Here is a 19087-nt window from a genome sequence, read left to right as displayed (position 1 = left end):
GAGGTGAAAACAATGAATACACGCGCAAAAGCACCGGAGGAAACAACGGTCGTCGTCGGGATGTCCGGCGGCGTCGATTCGTCCGTTACGGCTTATTTATTAAAAGAACAAGGATACAACGTCATCGGAATCTTCATGAAGAACTGGGACGATACCGACGAAAACGGATTTTGTACAGCAACGGAAGATTACGAAGATGTCATCGCTGTCGCCAATCAAATCGGCATTCCGTATTACGCAGTCAATTTCGAAAAAGAGTACTGGGACAAAGTCTTTACGTACTTCTTGGAGGAATATAAACTTGGCCGGACACCGAATCCGGATGTCATGTGTAATAAAGAAATTAAATTTAAAGCATTTCTTGACCATGCGATGCGCTTAGGGGCAGATTTTGTTGCGACGGGCCATTATGCGCGGGCTGTATATGAAGACGGTGAGCATAAATTATTACGCGGCGTCGATACAAACAAAGATCAAACGTATTTCTTGAACCAACTGTCGCAGGATCAAATCGCTAAAGCGATGTTCCCGATTGGACACATGGAAAAATCAGAAGTGCGGAAAATCGCCGAAGAAGCGAACCTCGCGACGGCGAAGAAAAAGGATTCGACCGGTATTTGTTTCATCGGGGAACGGAATTTCAAACAGTTCCTCAGTCAGTATCTGCCGGCGCAACCGGGTGAAATGCGGACACTTGACGGTACAACGATGGGACGTCATGACGGTCTGATGTATTACACGATGGGACAACGCCACGGTCTCGGGATTGGCGGAGACGGAGAACCATGGTTCGTCGTCGGGAAAAACCTCAAAGAGAATATCCTGTTCGTTGAGCAGGGATTCCATAATGAATTGCTTTATTCAGAGGGGTTATATGCGTCTGATATCAGCTGGACGGCAACGATGCCGGTCGGGACAGAATTCCGTTGTACAGCGAAGTTCCGTTACCGTCAAACGGATACACCTGTGACCGTTCGTATTTTGGACGGCGGACGGTTAGACGTCGCGTTCGACGAACGGCAACGGGCAATCACACCGGGACAAGCTGTCGTTTTCTATGACGGAGATATCTGTCTTGGCGGGGCGACGATTGACGATGCATACAAAGCGGGCAAACAGTTAACGTATCTTGCGTAAGGGAGAGAATGAAATGAACTACAACGAAGTCGGGTTCCGACATCTGGAGTCCGGGAATTATGAACTGGCGGCTCAAGCTTTTAACGATGCCATCGAAGAACAACCAAATGATCCGACAGGTTACGTCAATTTAGGGACATTGCTCCAATCAATGGACGATGCTGACCGGGCACTCCGGTTTTACGATAAGGCATTGACGATTGATCCAACGTTTGCCAGTGCCCATTATGCCAAAGGGGCATTATATTTCTCGGCGGATTTACTGGTGGAAGCCGAAGAATCATTGCGCCTTGCTTTGTTACATGGACTCGATGACGCGGATCTTCATTTCATGCTCGGTCTGACATATCAAAAGTTGGGTGATCCGGTCCGGGGAATTCCACGTTTGAAGCAAGCCACGGAACTGAACGGTGTAGATGTTGAAATCGCCTTCCAGTACGGTCTTGCCCTTGCTCAGAACGAACAGATTGAAGAAGCGGCTGAAATCTTCGAGCAGGTATTATTGCTGGAAGAGACACACACGGATGCCCGTTATAACTATGCCATTGCACTGGCTTTTTTAGGTCAGCAGGAAGCATGTTATACGGAACTCGAAACTGTTCTTGCTTATCAGCCGAACCATACGATGGCACAGGATGCGAAAGCGAAGATGGATGCCTTATTGAACTAAAAAAAGCGTTGCGACCGATGAACATCCCGGTTTCGCAACGCTTTTTTCATTAATGTCCGACTTCACGTACGATTCGTAACGGTGGACCGGAAAAGTCTTCATACGCTTCGTCCATGTTTTTCGTATACAGTTCGATGACATTTTGTTCCGTATCTTTAAAGTAAGCGGAGTACTCCTTATCATTCGATGTCTCCTGTTCATCCCATTCACGAATTTTGACATCAATTGAAGCAGTACGCAACAGATCAAGGGCTTCTTTGAATTCATTTTTCTCGACATAAAAGGCGCAATGGACATGGACTCCGCCTTCATCGTACAAGCTGTCCCACTCTGTGACAGGAAGGTGTTTGACTGTCCGTTCTTCCATTGTAAAGTCACGTTTGAGCCAAAGGCCGAGACGGGTGTTTCCGCCAATGTACAACCACGTTGCCCAAACGCCGTCCTGCTTTTCCTGTTCATGACTCGGCTCGGCATCTTCCGGTGCCCACTGTTCAACAATCGGAATACCAAGCGTCCCGTTCCAAAAGGCAACAGCCCGTTCCATATCTTCCACTTCCAGCACTAATTCACACAATCCGGCAACTGGCAATCGTCCCATGATTTGTTCCTCCATTCAATTATTGATTCAAGAAATGTTTCCCTCATTTAAAATCCCTTAAACGAATGCTATGATTGGAACAGCGTAATGGAGTTCAGACAGAAAGCAGGTGGAGTGATGGAGCACCCCCATCAAGTAGTCGGCCGCATTAAACGTGTGCTTTTTTCCTCCGAAGAAGAAGCCCATTCCATCGTTTTGATGGCAATTAAAGAAAAGAACTTTGAATTAAAAGAAACAGAACTCGTCGTCACAGGAACCGGTGTCGGAATCGAACTCGGCGGAACGTATCAAGCATTCGGACGATTGATTGATCATCCGCGATTCGGTAAACAACTAAAAGCAGAGTTGATCCGCCGGTCGGTTCCGATGACGAAACACGCAGCCGTCCGTTTTTTGACGAACGGTTCGTTTACCGGCATTGGTCCGAAAACAGCGAAAAACATCGTCGATGCTCTTGGTGAAGATGCAATCGATATCATCTTAAAAGACAGCAAGGCACTTGACCGTGTCCCTGGACTGAAACAAAAACAGGCCGATGTCATCTTCAGCCGACTCGCAACCCTATACGGTGTTGATCAATTGATGCTTTTTTTAGCCCCGTTTGATGTTACTCCGAAACTCGCGGCGAAGATTTATGCGGCATATGAAGGAGACGCGATGGCGAGAATTCGGGAAAATCCTTATTCTTTAATGTACGAAGTCAGTGGCATCGGTTTTAAGACAGCCGATCAAATCGCCTCGCATCTGGGGCTTATCGGCTTGCATCCGGAACGGGTCGCAGCCTCCATCATGCATATACTCGAACAGGAGGCGGGAGAGGGGCATGCGTTTGCAACCGTCGAATCACTGTTGCAACGGGCACCCCGTCTACTCGGAGAAGATCCCGGCGAACGTCTCGAACAAGCCATCGAACTGTTGTTGAACGAAGATAAGGTCAAACTCGAAGAAGGCTGTTTGTATTTGCCGACGATTTTTTATGCGGAAGTCCGGGCGGCAAAGGAACTGGCCCGTGTCATGGCGAACGGAGCGGAGCAGGAAGTTGATGTCGCGACGATTCTGTCGGCCATCGGTCAGCTCGAAGAACGGTTCGGTATGGAATATGCAGTCCAACAACGGGAAGCCATCGAACTGGCGGTCAAAGCGCCGTTGATGGTCTTGACGGGTGGACCGGGTACCGGGAAGACGACCGTCATTAAAGGGATTTTGCACGCGCTTCAGGAAATTCATGATTGGCCGCTTGAAAAAAGTCAGGTCAAGTCGGGTGAGGTCTATCCCTATGTCCTTGTTGCTCCAACCGGACGAGCGGCAAAACGCTTGTCGGAAGCGACGGATGTTCCGGCGATGACCATCCATCGTTTGTTAAAATATGACGGGTCAAATTTTCAATTGGACGAAGACCAACCGATCTCGGGCAAGGTTTTGATCATTGATGAATCATCGATGATAGATATCTACCTGTTATCGAGTTTGTTACGAGCGGTACCGAATGGCATGAAGATTTTATTTGTCGGCGATCGTGATCAACTGCCGTCGGTCGGACCGGGACAAGTCCTGGCCGACTTAATGGACACAGACGGAATTCCGGTCGTTCGGCTCAATGTCGTTCACCGGCAAGCCGAGGATTCCTCGATTCTTCGGCTGGCTCACGATTTGAAAAACCGGGTCACGTCAGCTGACTTGCTTGCTCCGTTATCTGACCGGCGATTTTATTCGCTCGCCCCGCAAGAGTCGTTACGCGGTATCGCCGCCTTCGCGGAAAAAGCACTGGCGAAAGGCTATTCGAAGTTTGACGTCCAAATCCTGGCGCCGACGTATCGTGGACAGGTAGGAATCGATGAACTGAACATCGTCCTGCAACAGGTCTATAATCCGGAAGCGCCCAAAAAACGGGAAGTCAAACAAGGGACACGAATTTACCGGAGTGGAGATAAAATTCTTCAGCTCGTCAATAATGCGGAAGAAAATGTCTATAACGGGGATATCGGCGAAATCGTCAACATCTTTTTTGCAAAGGAAAATGTCGACAAGGTGGACAAAATCATTGCCCGGTTCGATCAGACGGAAGTCGAATACAACCGGAGTGAGTGGGATCAATTCACACATGCGTATGCGATTACGATTCATAAAGCACAAGGGTCGGAGTTTCCGATTGTCCTGATGCCGGTCTTTTTCACCGGAGCCTTTAAACATTCCCGTAATCTCATCTATACGGCCGTCACACGGGCAAAAGCCAGTTTGTTGTTGTTCGGAGATCCCCGTGCCTTTTATAAAGCTTCCCAAGAGGAAGAACCACGCCGGCGGACCCGGCTGATTGAACGGCTCGGCGGTATGACAAAGACTTGACTGAATGCACCAAATAGGTAATAATCACGGTAGATGAATGGACGCAAAACGTTGATGGAAGATAAGTAAGTCGTAATCTTCATGACCAGAGAGAGATGGATCTGCTGCAACCATCTTCATGACGATTCGATTGAAGCTCCTTCCGGAGTCGAGTGCAAACACTTGCGGGTAATCTCCGTTAACGGATTTTTCGAGGTAAAGAGAGCACATGTCTTTACGAACGAGGGTGGTACCACGAAAGCGATGCTTTCGTCCCTTTTCAGGGATGAATGTATCGTTTTTTTGCGTTCAGGACAAATTAATCAATGGGGGTATTTTCGATGAAACCATTAAAACCGTTGACGGGTGCACAAATCCGTCAGATGTATCTCGACTTTTTCCAGTCTAAAGGACATGCAATCGAACCAAGCGCATCGCTCGTTCCAATCGAGGATCCAACATTACTGTGGATCAACTCGGGTGTCGCTACGTTAAAAAAATATTTTGATGGACGAGTCATTCCGCAAAATCCGCGGATTGTCAACGCGCAGAAATCGATCCGGACGAACGATATCGAAAATGTCGGAAAAACAGCACGTCACCATACATTCTTTGAAATGCTTGGAAACTTTTCTGTCGGCGACTACTTCCGTGAAGATGCAATCAAATGGGGCTGGGAACTCTTGACGAGTGACGAGTGGTACGGACTTGATCCGGACCGTCTTTCCGTGACGATTCATCCGGAAGACGACGCAGCACGTCAAATCTGGCTTGAACTCGGTGTGCCGGCTGAACGTATCATTCCGCTGGAAGATAACTTCTGGGAAATTGGTGAGGGTCCTTCAGGTCCGAACACAGAGATTTTCTTCGACCGCGGACCGGCTTTCGGCGACGATCCGAACGATTCTGAATTGTATCCGGGCGGCGAAAACGAACGGTATCTCGAAATCTGGAACATCGTGTTCAGTCAATATAATCATGATGGACACGGCAATTACACAGAATTACCGCGTAAAAACATCGATACCGGGATGGGTCTTGAGCGGATGGCGAGCGTCATGCAAGATGTGCCGACGAACTTTGACACGGACTTGTTCATGCCGATCATCCATAAGACAGAAGAACTCAGCGGTAAACTTTACCGTGAAGACACAAAACTGGATGTCGCGTTCAAAGTCATTGCTGATCACATCCGGACGGTTGCCTTTGCAATCGGAGACGGTGCGTTGCCTTCGAACGAAGGACGCGGTTATGTCTTACGCCGCCTGCTTCGTCGTGCTGTCCGTTATGCAAAAATGCTCGGAATCGAACGTCCGTTCATGTACGAGCTCGTTGATACAGTCGGTAGCGTCATGGTCGATTTCTATCCACAAGTTCCAGAAAAAGCAGATTTCATCAAACGTGTCATTAAAAACGAAGAAGAACGATTCCACGAGACGTTACATGATGGTCTTGCCATCTTAAACACCGTGGCACAAGCAGCGAAGAGTAACGGTGAACACGTCATCAGCGGAGAAGATGCCTTCCGTTTGTATGATACGTATGGTTTCCCGCTCGAATTGACGGTTGAATATGCGGAAGATCATCAGATGTCTGTCGATGAAGAAGGATTTAAACGGGCAATGGATGAGCAACGGAAGCGTGCTCGTGCTGCCCGTGAAGACGGCGGTTCGATGCAACAACAATCAGAAGTGTTAGCAACGTTGACTGTTCCAAGCCAGTTCATCGGTTATACGGACCTTGAGACGGATGCTAAAATCATTGCTTTGTTGCATGATGGAGAACGAGTGACAGAAGTCGCTGCCGGCGAAGAAGCACAATTGTTGCTTGATATTACACCGTTTTATGCAGAAAGCGGTGGAGAAGTGGCGGACACAGGAACCATTACAGGTCCTGATTTCGTCCTTGATGTCAAAGATGTTCAAAAAGCACCGAACGGTCAAAACCTGCATACCGTTATTGTTCGGACGGGGATTGCTTTGGCAGATGCGACAGTTCATGCAACAGTCGAAGCGTCGTCACGTCAAGCCATCACAAAGAACCATACTGCAACCCACCTGTTGCACAAAGCATTAAAAGATACACTCGGGACACACGTCAACCAAGCTGGTTCACTCGTTTCGGCAGATCGTCTCCGGTTTGACTTCTCGCACTTCGGAGCAGTCACGGCTGAAGAATTGACAACTATCGAACAGGATGTCAACCAAGCAATCTGGGCATCACTTGCAGTCGACATTGAAGAGATGAACATTGCTGATGCGAAAGCAAAAGGTGCAATGGCTCTGTTTGGTGAAAAATACGGTGAGACGGTTCGTGTCGTTTCGGCTGGAACATATTCCATCGAATTATGCGGTGGAATCCATGTTCGAAACACGGCAGAAATCGGTCTGTTCAAGATTGTTTCCGAATCAGGAATCGGAGCTGGAACACGACGGATTGAAGCAGTCACAGGCGCTGGAGCATACCATGTGATGAACGGTCACCTGCAGACACTCGAGCAGGCAGCACGCGTACTGAAAACGAAGACGACTGAAGTACCGGGACGGATTGAAGCACTTCAAGTCCAGCTCCGCGAAACGGAACGTGCACACGAATCCCTACAAGCAAAACTGGCAAACATTGAAGCAGCATCATTGAAAGAGGATGTCGAGCAAATCAATGGAGTCCAAGTCCTTGCGAAGCAAGTCGACGTCTCAGATATGGATGCGCTTCGCGGTATGATGGATGAATTGAAGTCGAGTCTCGGTTCGGCAATCATCGTCCTCGGCAGCGCGCAGGGAGACAAAGTCAACCTCGTTGCAAGTGTCTCGAAAGACTTGATTGATCAAGGATACCATGCCGGTAAACTGATCAAGGAAGTAGCGACGCGTTGCGGCGGTGGCGGTGGCGGCCGCCCGGACATGGCACAGGCTGGCGGAAAAGATCCTGCAAAATTAAACGAAGCTCTTGCGTTTACTTCACATTACGTGCAATCACTGGCATAATAGAGAAGTAGTGTAAATGAAAGAGGTGATTAACGTGAGTCAGATGGATCAAACGATGAAATTTAATTTTCCAGAAGACGATAGCCAGGCGGCAACACGCGAAGTATTGCTGACGGTCTATCATGCTTTAGAAGAAAAAGGCTATCATCCGATCAACCAAATCGTCGGATATCTACTTTCCGGTGATCCTGCTTACATTCCTCGTCATAACGATGCACGTAATATGATCCGAAAGATTGAGCGTGATGAACTACTGGAAGAACTCGTGAAATCTTATCTATCGGAGAGTGGAGACAAAAAATGAAGCGTGCCATCGGACTTGATGTCGGTTCGAAGACGATCGGTGTTGCGGTGAGTGATTTGATGGGCTGGACAGCACAAGGCATCGAGACCATCAAATGGACAGAACCTGAATATCCGGTCGCCTTCAAGCGACTCGAGGCAATTATTAAGGAATACGGTGTCGAAATCATCGTCATCGGACATCCGAAAAACATGAATGGATCAATTGGTCCCAGAGCTGAGGCGAGTGAAGCGTTCGCGCGTGAAATCGAGACGCAGACAGGCCTTTCGACCGTTCTTGTCGACGAGAGATTGACGACGATGCAGGCAGAACGTATGCTGATCGATGCCGATGTCAGTCGAAAAAAACGGAAACAAGTCATCGATAAGATGGCAGCAGTCATGATCCTACAATCTTATTTGGATCGGGCAAATCGATAAGGAGGAAATGAGATGTCTGAAGAAAAACGGCAGTATCTCTTTCCTGATGAAGACGGGGGCGAACATCTTTTCGAAGAATGGTACCGTTATGTCAGTGAGCGAACCGGCAAGACCTATCTATTTCTCGAAATGATTGGTCATCCGGAAGAGGGCGCAGATGATTTGATCATTTGTGAAATCGACGAGTTTGGCGAAGGCGAAGATGATTTTGAATTGAGCCTGATTGATGAAAACGATGAGCAGACTTGGGATGAACTTGAGGCTGCATTAAAGGAGCGGATGAATGATGCAACAGAATGAACCTACACATTACGTAATTCCCGATGGAGAAGGTAATGAATTTAAATTTGCCGAGCGTTTACGGTATGAAAGCCCGCGCTCAAGCAAAACGTATATTTTCCTTGAGCCAGTCGGCGCGGATTATGATGAAGCAGAAGAAGTCGACATCTTTGTTTATGAGTTAGAAGAATATGGTGATGGTGATGATGACTTCAACCTAGTTCCGATCGCAGAAGACGATGCAGAAACTTGGGATGAAATTGAAGAAGTCTTTAATACATTAGAAGACGAGCTTGACTAAACCGACTCGTGTATAAGGTGGTGTCGTCAGAGCAGCAGCTCTTTCGATATCACCTTGTTTTAAGAGAAGAAGGAGGAACCGATGGAGAATGAATGGAAGAAAAATGCTGAAATCGAACAGAAACGTCGCCGGACATCGCGCCGGATTACGTTAATCATCCTTTCAGTATTATTCACGATTTTCTTAGTAGCAGGAGCAGCCATCTACATCTTTTTAAAGAGTTCACTCGAGCCGGTCAACGAAGAGGCAACGAAGTCCGTCAAAGTCGAAATTCCCTTAGGCGCCGGAACAAGTACGATTTCAAGCATTCTCAAGGAAAAAGATTTAATCGCGAACGAAACGATTTTCCGCTATTATGTCCGCTATAAGAATGAATCGTCATTCCAAGCCGGGACATACACATTGACGCAAGCGATGACACCGGATGAAATCATCAATGAGCTAAAGACCGGAACGATCATGAAAGCAGCAGATGTTAAAATTACGATCCCTGAAGGAATCACGATGGATCGTCAAATTGCCATCATTGCGAAAGCAACCGGTTTTAAAGCTGACTCGATCCGAAAATCATTGACGGATGAGGCGTATATCAAGACATTAATTGACAAGTATCCGATGTTAACGGATGAAGTGACGAAGCAGGGAGTCCTTTATTCACTCGAAGGATACCTTTTCCCGGCGACATACGAATTCGACAAAGGAAAAAGTATCAATCAAATTGCCGAAACGATGTTAGATGAGACGGAAAAGATTTATGATGAGAACACCGATGCGATTAAGAAATCAGGCATGACCTTCCATGAAGTGTTGAGTCTCGGATCGATGGTCGAGCGGGAAGCCGCAACACCAGACGATCGTCGTGAGATTGCCGGTGTCTTTACGAATCGCCTCAACGACGGGATGAAACTCCAATCGGATCCAACGGTCTGGTACGGTACAGGAGAGAATACAGCACTGACGACATTGAAGGATCTTGAGAACAATTCGAAATACAATACGTACAAGTATGAAGGTATTCCGATTGGTCCGATTTCAACGGTCAGTAAAGATTCAATTCTTGCCGTCCTTAATCCGAAAAAGACGAAATATGTTTATTTCTTTGCCCGACCACCAAATGATAAAAATCCACGGGGGCAAATTCTTTATGAGGAAACCTATGAGGAACATCAACGAAATGTTGTGAAGTATAAACCGGAATGGGTCGAATACGAAGCAAGTAAAGAGCAATGAACAGGGGGTTGATTGGGAACGGTATGTTCGTTCCCGGTCAACCTGTTTATGCGCAGAAGGAGTGAATTCCGAATGAATGATTTTACAGCGTATGTCGAAGGGATGATTCGACCGCGTGATCCCTTGTTACAGGAAATGGAAGCATACGCGAAAGAGCACCATATTCCAATCATTGAACTGACGGGATCGGAAGTTTTGTTATCGTTGTTGACGTTACAACAACCGAAACGAATTCTTGAACTTGGAACAGCGATTGGTTACAGTGCGATTCGGATGGCTCGTGCCTTACCGGATGCCCGGATCACGACAGTAGAACGAAATGCGAAACGATACGCCGAAGCCAAGATGTTCATTGAACGATCAGACGTCGCGGACCGGATTGACATCGTTTTTGCTGATGCAGTAGAATTAGCCGAAACCCTTGAACAGCAGTTCGATGCCGTATTCATCGACGCAGCGAAAGGACAGTATAAAAAATTCTTTAACGGTTATGGGCGATTGGTGCCAATAGGCGGAGTTTTATATACGGATAACCTGTTTTTGCACGGAGATGTCCTTGAGACAGATCCGAAGACCTTTGACCGGAGAAGACGGCGCCTTGTCCGTCTGGTTAAAGAATTCACGGCATGGATGATGGAGCAAGATCAATATGATACGACGATTTTCCCACTTGGAGACGGTGTGTCCGTCAGTCGGAAAGTAAAGTCGGAATGAATGATGGAGGTACGAATTCAATGCAAAAACCGGTTGTAATTGGTGTGGCTGGAGGAACAGGTTCAGGAAAGACGACGGTCGCACGGTCACTTGTCGACGCGTTCCCGAGTGAATCCATCGTCATGATCGAGCAGGATGCTTACTATAAGGATCAAAGTGAATTATCGATGGAAGAGCGTTATCAAACGAACTATGATCACCCGTTTGCCTTTGATAACGATTTGCTGATTGAACACATTAAGGCACTGCGAGAAAATCAGGCGGTTGAAAAACCGGTCTATGATTACGTTGCGCACACACGGGCAACGGAGACGATTCCGCTTGATCCACGTGACGTCATCATCGTCGAAGGTATTTTAGCGCTTGAAGATGAACGTTTACGGGAATTGATGGATATTAAAGTCTTCGTGGATACAGATGCCGATGTTCGGATTCTGCGCCGGATGCAACGTGATATGAATGAACGGGGACGTTCGATTGATTCTGTCGTCGAGCAGTATACGAAAGTCGTCCGTCCGATGCATCTTCAGTTTTGTGAACCAACAAAACGATATGCCGACATCATTGTTCCCGAAGGTGGCGAAAACCACGTGGCAATCGATTTACTCGTCACGAAGATCCGGGCGATTCTCGATTATCGGTCTTCACTTGATCAAAGAGGATATTGATTCCAAAAAAGATGTGAATATACTATACTAGTGGAATAAAAAGGAGCGTGACAAAAATGGCAGAAAAACAGTATTACATGACGCTTGAAGGTAAAGCGAATGTTGAAAACGAATTAAACGAACTGAAGTCAGTCCGCCGTAAAGAAGTTGTCGAAAACATTAAGATTGCCCGTTCATTTGGTGACTTGTCGGAAAACGCGGAATATGATTCAGCGAAAGAAGAACAAGCAATGGTCGAAGGCCGGATTGCTCAATTGGAAGAGATGTTACGCAACGTCGCCATCATCTCGGAAGATGAGAAGGATATCTCGGTTGTTGGTATCGGGACAACAGTTACATTCTTGATCCTTGAAGACAATGAAGAAGAAACGTATACGATTGTTGGTAGTGCAGAAGCCGATCCGTTCACTGGGAAAATCTCGAACGAATCACCAATCGCTAAAAGTCTGTTCGGTCACAGCGTCGGTGAGCAAGTATCCGTTCAAGCACCCGGCGGAGATTTCGCTGTAAAAATTACATCAATCAAGTAAATAAGAACGGACAGCAGCCGGAGCAATCCGGTTTTCTGTTTGAACGGGGGGAAAAGACATGCCAATCGCAATCATCGGAGCGATGGAAGAAGAAGTAAACTTACTTCGAAATGAATTATCGGAACGAAAAGATACCGTCATTGCCAATTATCATTTTTATGAAGGATTGTTGAACAGTGTCCCGGTCGTCATCTTAAAATCCGGTATCGGAAAAGTAAATGCCGCAATCGGAACGACATTACTGCTTGATCATTTCAAGCCGAGTGCCGTCATCAATACCGGTTCAGCCGGCGGATTCAGAGCCGGTTTAAAAGTCGGTGATGTCGTTGTTTCGACGGAAGTCCGTCATCACGACGTCGACGTGACAGCGTTCGGTTACGAGTATGGTCAAGTACCGGGAATGCCGGCTGCCTATACAGCTGATCCAAAACTGATTGCAACAGCGGAAGCTGTCATTGAACGAATGGATGCGATTCGGGTCGTCCATGGTTTGATCGTGACAGGTGATTCGTTCATCCATGATACGGAGCGTTCAAATCTCATTAAAACGAACTTCCCGGATGTCGCGGCAGTTGAGATGGAAGCGGCACCGATTGCACAAGTTTGCCATCAGTTCGATGTTCCGTTCGTCGTGACACGTTCGATTTCTGACAGTGCCGATGAAGAAGCATCTCTGTCATTTGATGAATTCTTGGAGATTGCTTCGATTAATTCAGCGAAGATGGTCATGGAAGTCGTCCGCACATTAGCTGATTCAGAGTAATCTGGATTACGTGAAAGAAGGTCTCTCAACGGGAGACCTTCTTTTCTCTTTGACAAAATGTGTTTAACGCTTTATATTAGTACCAGATACTAATTTCAAAGGAGCAATCATATGAATATCGGAATTGTAGGACTCGGTACATCATTACCCGAACATCGGATGACAAATGATGATTTAGCAGCGACACTCGATACGAGTGATGAATGGATTCGGACACGTACAGGAATCGGCGCGCGACGGATTGCAGATGATGCAGTCGATGTCACTGATTTAGCGACGGAAGCAGCGGAAAAAGCATTAGCGGATGCTAACTTGACAGCAGACGACATCGGATTGATTGTTGTCGGAACGGCAACCGGACGTGCTTTCCCGTCAACTGCCTGTATCGTTCAGGAGCGGATCGGCGCACTCGGTGCGACAGCTTTTGATATTAGCGCAGCCTGTAGCGGATTCATTTTTGCCCTACAGACGGCTTCGAGTATGATGACGGCAACGGAATCGAAGCATGCACTGGTCATTGGTGCAGAGAAGATGTCCAGCATCGTTGACTGGTCAGACCGGTCGACAGCCATCTTGTTTGGTGATGGCGCTGGAGCGGTTGTCCTCGGTCCAACCGAGCAGCAAGGATTGAATGCCTTTGAACTTGGCACGGATGGCCGCGGAGCACATCTGTTATTTAAAAACCTGGATGGTCCGATTGAAATGAACGGTCGGGAAGTCTTTAAGTTCGCAGTCCGCAAGTTACCGGACATCGTGGAAAAAGTCATTCAAAAAGCGGACGGAACACTGGCCGAACTTGATTTACTGATTCCGCATCAAGCGAATTTACGGATTATTGATGCAGCACGTGAACGGCTTGGAATTGAAGAAGCGAAAGTGATCGTGACGATTGACGAACATGCGAATACATCTGCTGCGTCAATACCACTTGCACTAGAAGAGGCACGGCGACAAGGAAGATTGTCACCGGGGACGACACTTGTCCTCGCCGGATTCGGCGCAGGTTTGACATGGGGGGCAGCTTACATTACTTGGACTAAAGGGGAGAACACATAAAATGATGAGAAAACGTGTAGTAGTAACAGGTATGGGCGCACTGACGCCAATCGGTAATGATGTCGATACATTCTGGAATGCGTTAAAAGCCGGTGAAAACGGGATTCGTCCGATGGAACGTCTTGATATCGATGAGTATCCGACGAAAGTAACAGGAGAATTACAGAATTTTGATGTCACGGAATTCATCGAAGCAAAGGAAGCCCGGAAAATGGACCGTTTTGTTCATTATTCGCTCGTCGCAAGTATGGAAGCCGTCAAAAATGCTGAACTGGATGTTAAAGCCAATGCTGAACGTATCGGCGTCTGGATCGGATCAGGAATCGGCGGCGTCGAGACGATTGAAAAACAGGCGAAAATCTATTTTGAACGGGGACATCGTCGTGTCAGTCCATTCTTCATTCCAATGATGATTCCAAACATGGCAAGTGGCCAAGTTTCGATTTATACAGGAGCAAAAGGACCGAATAACTGTTCCGTCACTGCATGTGCTTCCGGTACAAACGCGATTGGTGAAGCGTTACGCGTCATTGAACGCGGCGACGCGGACGTCATGATTGCCGGTGGAGCAGAAGCACCGATTACCAATCTTGCTTTTGCTGGTTTTTGTGCCAATAAAGCGATGTCGACGAACCATGATCCAAACACGGCAAGCCGTCCGTTTGATGAAGGCCGTGACGGATTTGTCATGGGAGAGGGTGCCGGAATCCTGGTACTTGAAGAGTATGAACATGCGATTGCCCGCGGTGCCAAAATCTATGCAGAAGTCAGCGGATACGGATTAACAGCCGATGCTTACCATATCACAGCACCAGATCCAGACGGCGACGGCGGAGCGCGCGCAATGGCGATGGCGATTCAAGATGCAGGTATTGAACCGGCCGCCGTTCAATATATTAATGCTCATGGAACAAGTACGCCGATGAATGATGTACTTGAAACGAAAGCGATCCATACCGTATTTGGAAATCATGCTGAAAAATTAGCCATCAACTCGACGAAGTCGATGATTGGTCATTTACTAGGCGGTGCCGGTGGAGTAGAAGCCATCGCGACAATTAAATCGTTGCAAGAACAAATCGTTCACCCGACGATTCATTTGGAACAACCGAGTGAAGGGTGTGATCTTGATTACGTGCGCGAGGGAAGCCGGTCATGGGATGTGGAGTATGCCCTCAGCAACTCGCTTGGGTTCGGTGGTCATAATGCTTCACTCGTCTTTAAACGCTATCACGCGTAATATCGCATAGGAATAGAAGAAGGAAAAGCGATTTAACGGTTCGGATGACCGTTAAATCGCTTTTTTTGAATAAAGAAATTTAGCTTTATTTTATAAAAAGTCACACAAAAAACTAAAAATTCCACTTATTTTCAAATTGTTTTGAAAAAATATTTAGAAAAATCGGATAAAAGGTTTGCAAAATTATCAGAACATTGTAAACTATTTGTAACGAGAGGTTTTGGTCGAATAAAAGTAACGACTTTTTTTTTCGCTCAAAAACCTTAGATTACTAGCTTTGGAAATTTTAGGGGGGTCATCGTATCATGAAAAAGAAAAGTTTTGCACTGGCTACATCTGTAGCCCTCGTTTCAAGCGCGTTCCTTGCAGCTTGTTCGACGACTGATTCAAATGACACATCATCGGGCGACAAAAGTTCAGACAAAAAATCAAGTGAGCAAACGCTAAACTTGATCGAAAGTGCTGATATTCCGACGCTTAACCCAACAACTTCTACGGATGCCGTGTCGTTCAACGTCTTGAACAACACGATGGAAGGTCTTTATCGTTTAGATGACAAGCAACAGCCGACACCAGGTATTGCTGAAAGTCACACAGTTTCTGACGATAAATTGACGTACACATTCAAGCTACGTGATGCTAAATGGTCGGACGGTACACCAATCACAGCAAAAGACTTCGAATATGCTTGGAAAGAAGTCTTGAACCCGGAAAATGCTTCGCAATACGCGTATGTCTTCTACAACATCGAAGGTGCTGAAGAATACAACACGAAAAAAGGCGAGCGTGATGCGGTTGGCGTCAAAGCAGTTGACGACAAGACATTCGAAGTCAAATTGAAAGCACCAGCGGATTACTTCCTTGGTTTAACTGGATTCGGTCCATTCATGCCGAAATCGGAAGAACTTTCGAAAAAAATCGGTAAGGACTTCGGTTCGACAGCAGATAAATCACTTTACAACGGACCATTCAAGTTAACAGAATGGACACGTGAACAAGGCTGGAAAATGGTCAAAAACGACAACTATTGGGATAAAGATAGCGTCAAGTTGAACACAATCAACGTCAAGGTCGTTAAAGAAACTTCAACAGCAGTTAACCTTTACGAAAAAGGCGATATCGACCGTGCTGGTCTCTCTTCAGAATTCGTTGCTCAGTATCAAGATAATGACGAGTTCAAAACAAAGGGTGAATCTACAATCTTCTACCTTTACTTGAACACGAAAGTCAAAGCATTAAACAACGAAAAAATCCGTCGCGCAATCGACATGGGTTACAATAAAAAAGGAATCACGGACGTCATCTTGGCGAACGGATCACTTCCTGCAAACTATCTCGTACCAAAAGATTTCGCGAAAGATGCTGACGGAAAAGACTTCCGTGAAAAGTACCCGACATTCAACGAGTACAATGCAGACGAAGCGAAAAAACTATGGGAAGAGGGCTTAAAAGAGATCGGTCAAAAATCGGTTGAACTTGAGCTTCTTAACTACGATAGTGATGACGCGAAGAAAATCGGTGAGTTCTTGAAAGGTGAGCTTGAGAAGAACCTTCCAGGCATGAAAGTCACAATCAAGCAACAACCGTTCAAAAACAAACTTGATCTCGAAAACAAAGGCGACTTTGAGTTCTCATTCGCCGGCTGGGGTCCTGACTACCAAGATCCAATGACGTTCCTCGATCTCTTCTTGACTGACGGACCATACAACCGTGGTAAGTGGTCAGATAAAGAGTACGATAAACTCATCAACGATGCAAAAACACAAACGGATGCTACAAAACGTTGGTCAGAGCTTCAAGAAGCAGAGAAAATCCTTCTTGATTCTGCAGCCATCTCACCTGTTTATCAGCGTGGACGTGCATTCATGGTTAAACCATACGTTAAAGGGATTGTCGAACATAACTTCGGCGCAGATTTCTCGTACAAATGGGCTTCAATCGAAGGTAAATAAGTATAAAAAGCGTTCCCTTAACTGGGAGCGCTTTTTTTGTTGCGCAAATAAAAAAACCTTTCTTCTAAAAAAATAAGAAGAAAGGCAAGAATCGTTGAAAGACACCTAAAATTATTTCTTTACTTTTGCGCGTTTCCGTTGGAGTCCCATCGCTTTTTCGACTTTCGCCAATTTACGTGAAGCAACCAGATCTGCTTTGTCGCGACCATTGTCAAGAATCAAATCGAGTTCTTCTGAATCAATTAAGTCGTAATAACGTTGCTGGATCGGTTCTAGTTCAGCAACGATGACTTCTGCGACATCTGATTTAAATACACCATAGTTCAATCCATCATACTTTGCTTCCAAGTCTTTGATTGAAATACCAGCCAGCAATGAATAAATTTCGAGCAAGTTTGAGACGCCCGGTTTGTTTTCCCGGTCAAATCGAACGATCCCCTCGGAATCCGTTACGGCAGACTTGATTTTTTTGCGAATCACGTCCGGAGCGTCGAGCATCGAAATATAGCCTTTTGGATTTGTATCCGTTTTTGACATCTTTTTATCGGGAGACGTCAAGCTCATGATACGGGCACCCGTTTCGGCGATGACCGGCTCCGGCATTTTAAATGTTTCGTAATAGCGGCTGTTAAAACGTTGCGCTAAGTCACGTGTCAACTCGATATGTTGTTTTTGATCGTCGCCGACTGGAACAAGCTCTGCATCATATAAGAGAATATCGGCTGCCATCAAGGTTGGATAAACAAATAATCCAGCACCAATCCGGTCTTTGCCTTGCGACTTATCTTTATATTGTGTCATACGTTCCAGTTCACCCATACCGGACAGACATGTCAGCATCCACCCGAGCTGAGCGTGCGCTTTAACTTCCGACTGGACGAAGATTGTTGATTTTTCAGGATTGAGTCCGCTTGCGATATAAAGTGCAGCAAGCGCCCGTGTATTGTTCATAAGTTCAATCCGGTCAATTTCGACCGTGATGGAATGTAAGTCGACGATACAGTAATATGCATCGTGTTCGTCCTGAAGATTAACAAAGTGTTTCATCGCGCCAATGTAGTTACCAAGCGTCACCGTACCCGTTGGCTTAATGCCTGAAAAAATCGTTTTCATGAGAATCCCTCCAAAAAATGAAATAAAAAAGATGACACATCCCTTGAATCATTCAAGGGACGAGTCATCGCGTTGCCACCCAAGTTGCTAGAAAACTAGCCGCTCATTTGCTGTAACGGGCAGACCCGTCTGATTCTACATCATTTCGAATCAGCCACTCCGAAGTCCATTCCATCTGCGCCGACTGTCCATTTCCACCATCCATGGACTCTCTGTAAGTGGTTATCAGATGTACTACTCTCCATCACTGTGTTCTCGTATAACGTTATCTCCACTTTAGCACATGTTTCTTCTAATCGTCATCAAAATTCCGTCAAATGAACGATAAGAGTAAAGAGACGACGATACAAATAAAACCACTCGAGAGATAAGGAACCGTCCGGTTAGAAGCCCGCTTTTGTTTTGCTTCTAAAAGTTCACTTTCTTCATCCTCGTCTTCGTAATAATCCCCATCGACTTCCCGTAACTTCGCTTCCCGTTGCTTTTTAAAGCCTGCAGTGATGCCTTTAAAAAATCCATTGGCAGACATATTGGAGAAGAATCCGATAGCAAGTAACAGGAAGCCGGCAATGAACAAGCCGCCTGACAAGTGATAAACAAATGAATGGGTAGCGTCGGTGGCGACGGCCCAAATCGTGTAGACAGTTGTTAAAATCAAAGCAATCAGAAGCGGGCGTAATAGTTTAGCAGACATGATGAACCTCCTACGGCAAGATGATGATTTCATTATACGCAAAGTCAAGGATTGTTACGACTCTGTACTATTCAGGACGTATAAAATAGCAAATAGTGTGACTATTCACTTGA

General features: G+C 46.3%; 19 protein-coding genes and 2 other annotated features. Of the genes, 16 read left to right on the top strand and 3 right to left on the bottom strand.

The window, feature by feature from the left end; translation table 11 throughout:
* Positions 1 to 12 precede the first annotated feature (12 nt).
* On the top strand, positions 13 to 1137 hold the full coding sequence (gene mnmA, locus AC3IRK_RS10930) for a tRNA 2-thiouridine(34) synthase MnmA (protein WP_131972448.1): 1125 nt from the start codon (positions 13 to 15) through the stop codon (positions 1135 to 1137).
* 13 nt (positions 1138 to 1150) lie between these two features.
* Entirely contained in the window at positions 1151 to 1807 is a 657-nt protein-coding gene (locus tag AC3IRK_RS10925) for a tetratricopeptide repeat protein (protein WP_131502706.1), read from the top strand.
* Between the two features lie 49 nt (positions 1808 to 1856).
* On the opposite strand, the gene AC3IRK_RS10920 is transcribed toward AC3IRK_RS10925, so the two are convergent.
* Positions 1857 to 2405, bottom strand: a complete 549-nt coding sequence (locus AC3IRK_RS10920; protein ID WP_131502705.1) for a VOC family protein — start codon at positions 2403 to 2405, stop codon at positions 1857 to 1859.
* Positions 2406 to 2522: 117 nt separating this feature from the next.
* Here AC3IRK_RS10920 and recD2 point away from each other — a divergent pair, with 117 nt between their 5' ends.
* The 14 genes from recD2 to AC3IRK_RS10850 all read left to right on the top strand — a co-directional run bounded on the left by recD2 (position 2523) and on the right by AC3IRK_RS10850 (position 17167).
* Positions 2523 to 4748: an SF1B family DNA helicase RecD2 gene (gene recD2, locus AC3IRK_RS10915; RefSeq protein WP_131502704.1), complete on the top strand. Its 2226-nt coding sequence runs from the start codon at positions 2523 to 2525 to the stop codon at positions 4746 to 4748.
* Positions 4749 to 4790: 42 nt separating this feature from the next.
* Positions 4791 to 5008: a binding site (T-box leader), on the top strand.
* 60 nt (positions 5009 to 5068) lie between these two features.
* The gene (alaS, locus tag AC3IRK_RS10910; RefSeq protein ID WP_131502703.1) at positions 5069 to 7711 is read left to right on the top strand and encodes an alanine--tRNA ligase; all 2643 of its coding nucleotides are present in this window, start codon (positions 5069 to 5071) and stop codon (positions 7709 to 7711) included.
* A 34-nt stretch (positions 7712 to 7745) separates the two neighbouring features.
* A complete protein-coding gene (locus AC3IRK_RS10905) occupies positions 7746 to 8015 on the top strand; it encodes an IreB family regulatory phosphoprotein (RefSeq protein WP_026827846.1) in 270 nt (89 codons plus the stop codon).
* Positions 8012 to 8434 (top strand): Holliday junction resolvase RuvX, encoded by a 423-nt coding sequence (gene ruvX, locus AC3IRK_RS10900; protein ID WP_026827847.1) that lies wholly within the window; start codon positions 8012 to 8014, stop codon positions 8432 to 8434. The genes AC3IRK_RS10905 and ruvX overlap by 4 nt, the downstream gene beginning before the upstream one ends.
* 12 nt (positions 8435 to 8446) lie before the next feature.
* Positions 8447 to 8734, top strand: a complete 288-nt coding sequence (locus AC3IRK_RS10895) for a DUF1292 domain-containing protein (protein ID WP_012370940.1) — start codon at positions 8447 to 8449, stop codon at positions 8732 to 8734.
* Complete coding sequence (locus AC3IRK_RS10890; RefSeq protein WP_233494510.1) at positions 8718 to 9014, top strand: DUF1292 domain-containing protein; 297 nt, start codon at positions 8718 to 8720, stop codon at positions 9012 to 9014. The genes AC3IRK_RS10895 and AC3IRK_RS10890 overlap by 17 nt, the downstream gene beginning before the upstream one ends.
* An 81-nt stretch (positions 9015 to 9095) precedes the next feature.
* Positions 9096 to 10244 carry an endolytic transglycosylase MltG gene (mltG, locus tag AC3IRK_RS10885; protein ID WP_489169957.1) on the top strand — a complete coding sequence of 383 codons (1149 nt, stop codon included), beginning with the start codon at positions 9096 to 9098 and terminating at the stop codon, positions 10242 to 10244.
* Positions 10245 to 10316: 72 nt separating this feature from the next.
* Positions 10317 to 10958, top strand: coding sequence for an O-methyltransferase (locus AC3IRK_RS10880; protein WP_012370937.1), 642 nt, complete (start codon positions 10317 to 10319; stop codon positions 10956 to 10958).
* A 20-nt stretch (positions 10959 to 10978) separates the two neighbouring features.
* Positions 10979 to 11626, top strand: a complete 648-nt coding sequence (udk, locus tag AC3IRK_RS10875; protein ID WP_012370936.1) for a uridine kinase — start codon at positions 10979 to 10981, stop codon at positions 11624 to 11626.
* Positions 11627 to 11682: 56 nt separating this feature from the next.
* Positions 11683 to 12156 (top strand): transcription elongation factor GreA, encoded by a 474-nt coding sequence (greA, locus tag AC3IRK_RS10870; protein ID WP_012370935.1) that lies wholly within the window; start codon positions 11683 to 11685, stop codon positions 12154 to 12156.
* 58 nt (positions 12157 to 12214) lie between these two features.
* The gene (mtnN, locus tag AC3IRK_RS10865; RefSeq protein ID WP_131502701.1) at positions 12215 to 12919 is read left to right on the top strand and encodes a 5'-methylthioadenosine/S-adenosylhomocysteine nucleosidase; all 705 of its coding nucleotides are present in this window, start codon (positions 12215 to 12217) and stop codon (positions 12917 to 12919) included.
* Positions 12920 to 13030: 111 nt separating this feature from the next.
* A complete protein-coding gene (locus tag AC3IRK_RS10860; RefSeq protein WP_131502700.1) occupies positions 13031 to 13975 on the top strand; it encodes a beta-ketoacyl-ACP synthase III in 945 nt (314 codons plus the stop codon).
* Between the two features lies 1 nt (position 13976).
* Positions 13977 to 15215 (top strand): beta-ketoacyl-ACP synthase II, encoded by a 1239-nt coding sequence (gene fabF / locus AC3IRK_RS10855; RefSeq protein WP_131972451.1) that lies wholly within the window; start codon positions 13977 to 13979, stop codon positions 15213 to 15215.
* Between the two features lie 305 nt (positions 15216 to 15520).
* Complete coding sequence (locus AC3IRK_RS10850) at positions 15521 to 17167, top strand: peptide ABC transporter substrate-binding protein (RefSeq protein ID WP_114595359.1); 1647 nt, start codon at positions 15521 to 15523, stop codon at positions 17165 to 17167.
* 111 nt (positions 17168 to 17278) lie between these two features.
* Here AC3IRK_RS10850 and trpS read toward each other — a convergent pair whose 3' ends face one another.
* Both trpS and AC3IRK_RS10840 read right to left on the bottom strand, forming a co-directional pair.
* The gene (trpS, locus tag AC3IRK_RS10845) at positions 17279 to 18280 is read right to left on the bottom strand and encodes a tryptophan--tRNA ligase (protein ID WP_131972452.1); all 1002 of its coding nucleotides are present in this window, start codon (positions 18278 to 18280) and stop codon (positions 17279 to 17281) included.
* 52 nt (positions 18281 to 18332) lie between these two features.
* Positions 18333 to 18537 (bottom strand) — a binding site (T-box leader).
* A 56-nt stretch (positions 18538 to 18593) separates the two neighbouring features.
* Positions 18594 to 18974 (bottom strand): DUF3899 domain-containing protein, encoded by a 381-nt coding sequence (locus AC3IRK_RS10840; protein WP_131502697.1) that lies wholly within the window; start codon positions 18972 to 18974, stop codon positions 18594 to 18596.
* Positions 18975 to 19087: the final 113 nt, after the last annotated feature.

This window comes from Exiguobacterium sp. GL_137, from assembly GCF_057834585.1.
This window is presented reverse-complemented; position numbering and strand designations above follow the sequence as displayed.

Bases quoted from the DNA above. Each gene is read 5' to 3' on its own strand.
- alaS (WP_131502703.1), top strand. From the start codon at position 5,069: ATGAAACCATTAAAACCGTTGACGGGTGCACAAATCCGTCAGATGTAT.
- udk (WP_012370936.1), top strand. From the start codon at position 10,979: ATGCAAAAACCGGTTGTAATTGGTGTGGCTGGAGGAACAGGTTCAGGA.
- mtnN (WP_131502701.1), top strand. From the start codon at position 12,215: ATGCCAATCGCAATCATCGGAGCGATGGAAGAAGAAGTAAACTTACTT.
- mnmA (WP_131972448.1), top strand. From the start codon at position 13: ATGAATACACGCGCAAAAGCACCGGAGGAAACAACGGTCGTCGTCGGG.
- AC3IRK_RS10880 (WP_012370937.1), top strand. From the start codon at position 10,317: ATGAATGATTTTACAGCGTATGTCGAAGGGATGATTCGACCGCGTGAT.
- AC3IRK_RS10925 (WP_131502706.1), top strand. From the start codon at position 1,151: ATGAACTACAACGAAGTCGGGTTCCGACATCTGGAGTCCGGGAATTAT.
- AC3IRK_RS10860 (WP_131502700.1), top strand. From the start codon at position 13,031: ATGAATATCGGAATTGTAGGACTCGGTACATCATTACCCGAACATCGG.
- recD2 (WP_131502704.1), top strand. From the start codon at position 2,523: ATGGAGCACCCCCATCAAGTAGTCGGCCGCATTAAACGTGTGCTTTTT.
- fabF (WP_131972451.1), top strand. From the start codon at position 13,977: ATGATGAGAAAACGTGTAGTAGTAACAGGTATGGGCGCACTGACGCCA.
- AC3IRK_RS10920 (WP_131502705.1), bottom strand. From the start codon at position 2,405: ATGGGACGATTGCCAGTTGCCGGATTGTGTGAATTAGTGCTGGAAGTG.
- AC3IRK_RS10890 (WP_233494510.1), top strand. From the start codon at position 8,718: ATGATGCAACAGAATGAACCTACACATTACGTAATTCCCGATGGAGAA.
- mltG (WP_489169957.1), top strand. From the start codon at position 9,096: ATGGAGAATGAATGGAAGAAAAATGCTGAAATCGAACAGAAACGTCGC.
- trpS (WP_131972452.1), bottom strand. From the start codon at position 18,280: ATGAAAACGATTTTTTCAGGCATTAAGCCAACGGGTACGGTGACGCTT.
- greA (WP_012370935.1), top strand. From the start codon at position 11,683: ATGGCAGAAAAACAGTATTACATGACGCTTGAAGGTAAAGCGAATGTT.
- AC3IRK_RS10895 (WP_012370940.1), top strand. From the start codon at position 8,447: ATGTCTGAAGAAAAACGGCAGTATCTCTTTCCTGATGAAGACGGGGGC.
- AC3IRK_RS10840 (WP_131502697.1), bottom strand. From the start codon at position 18,974: ATGTCTGCTAAACTATTACGCCCGCTTCTGATTGCTTTGATTTTAACA.
- AC3IRK_RS10850 (WP_114595359.1), top strand. From the start codon at position 15,521: ATGAAAAAGAAAAGTTTTGCACTGGCTACATCTGTAGCCCTCGTTTCA.
- ruvX (WP_026827847.1), top strand. From the start codon at position 8,012: ATGAAGCGTGCCATCGGACTTGATGTCGGTTCGAAGACGATCGGTGTT.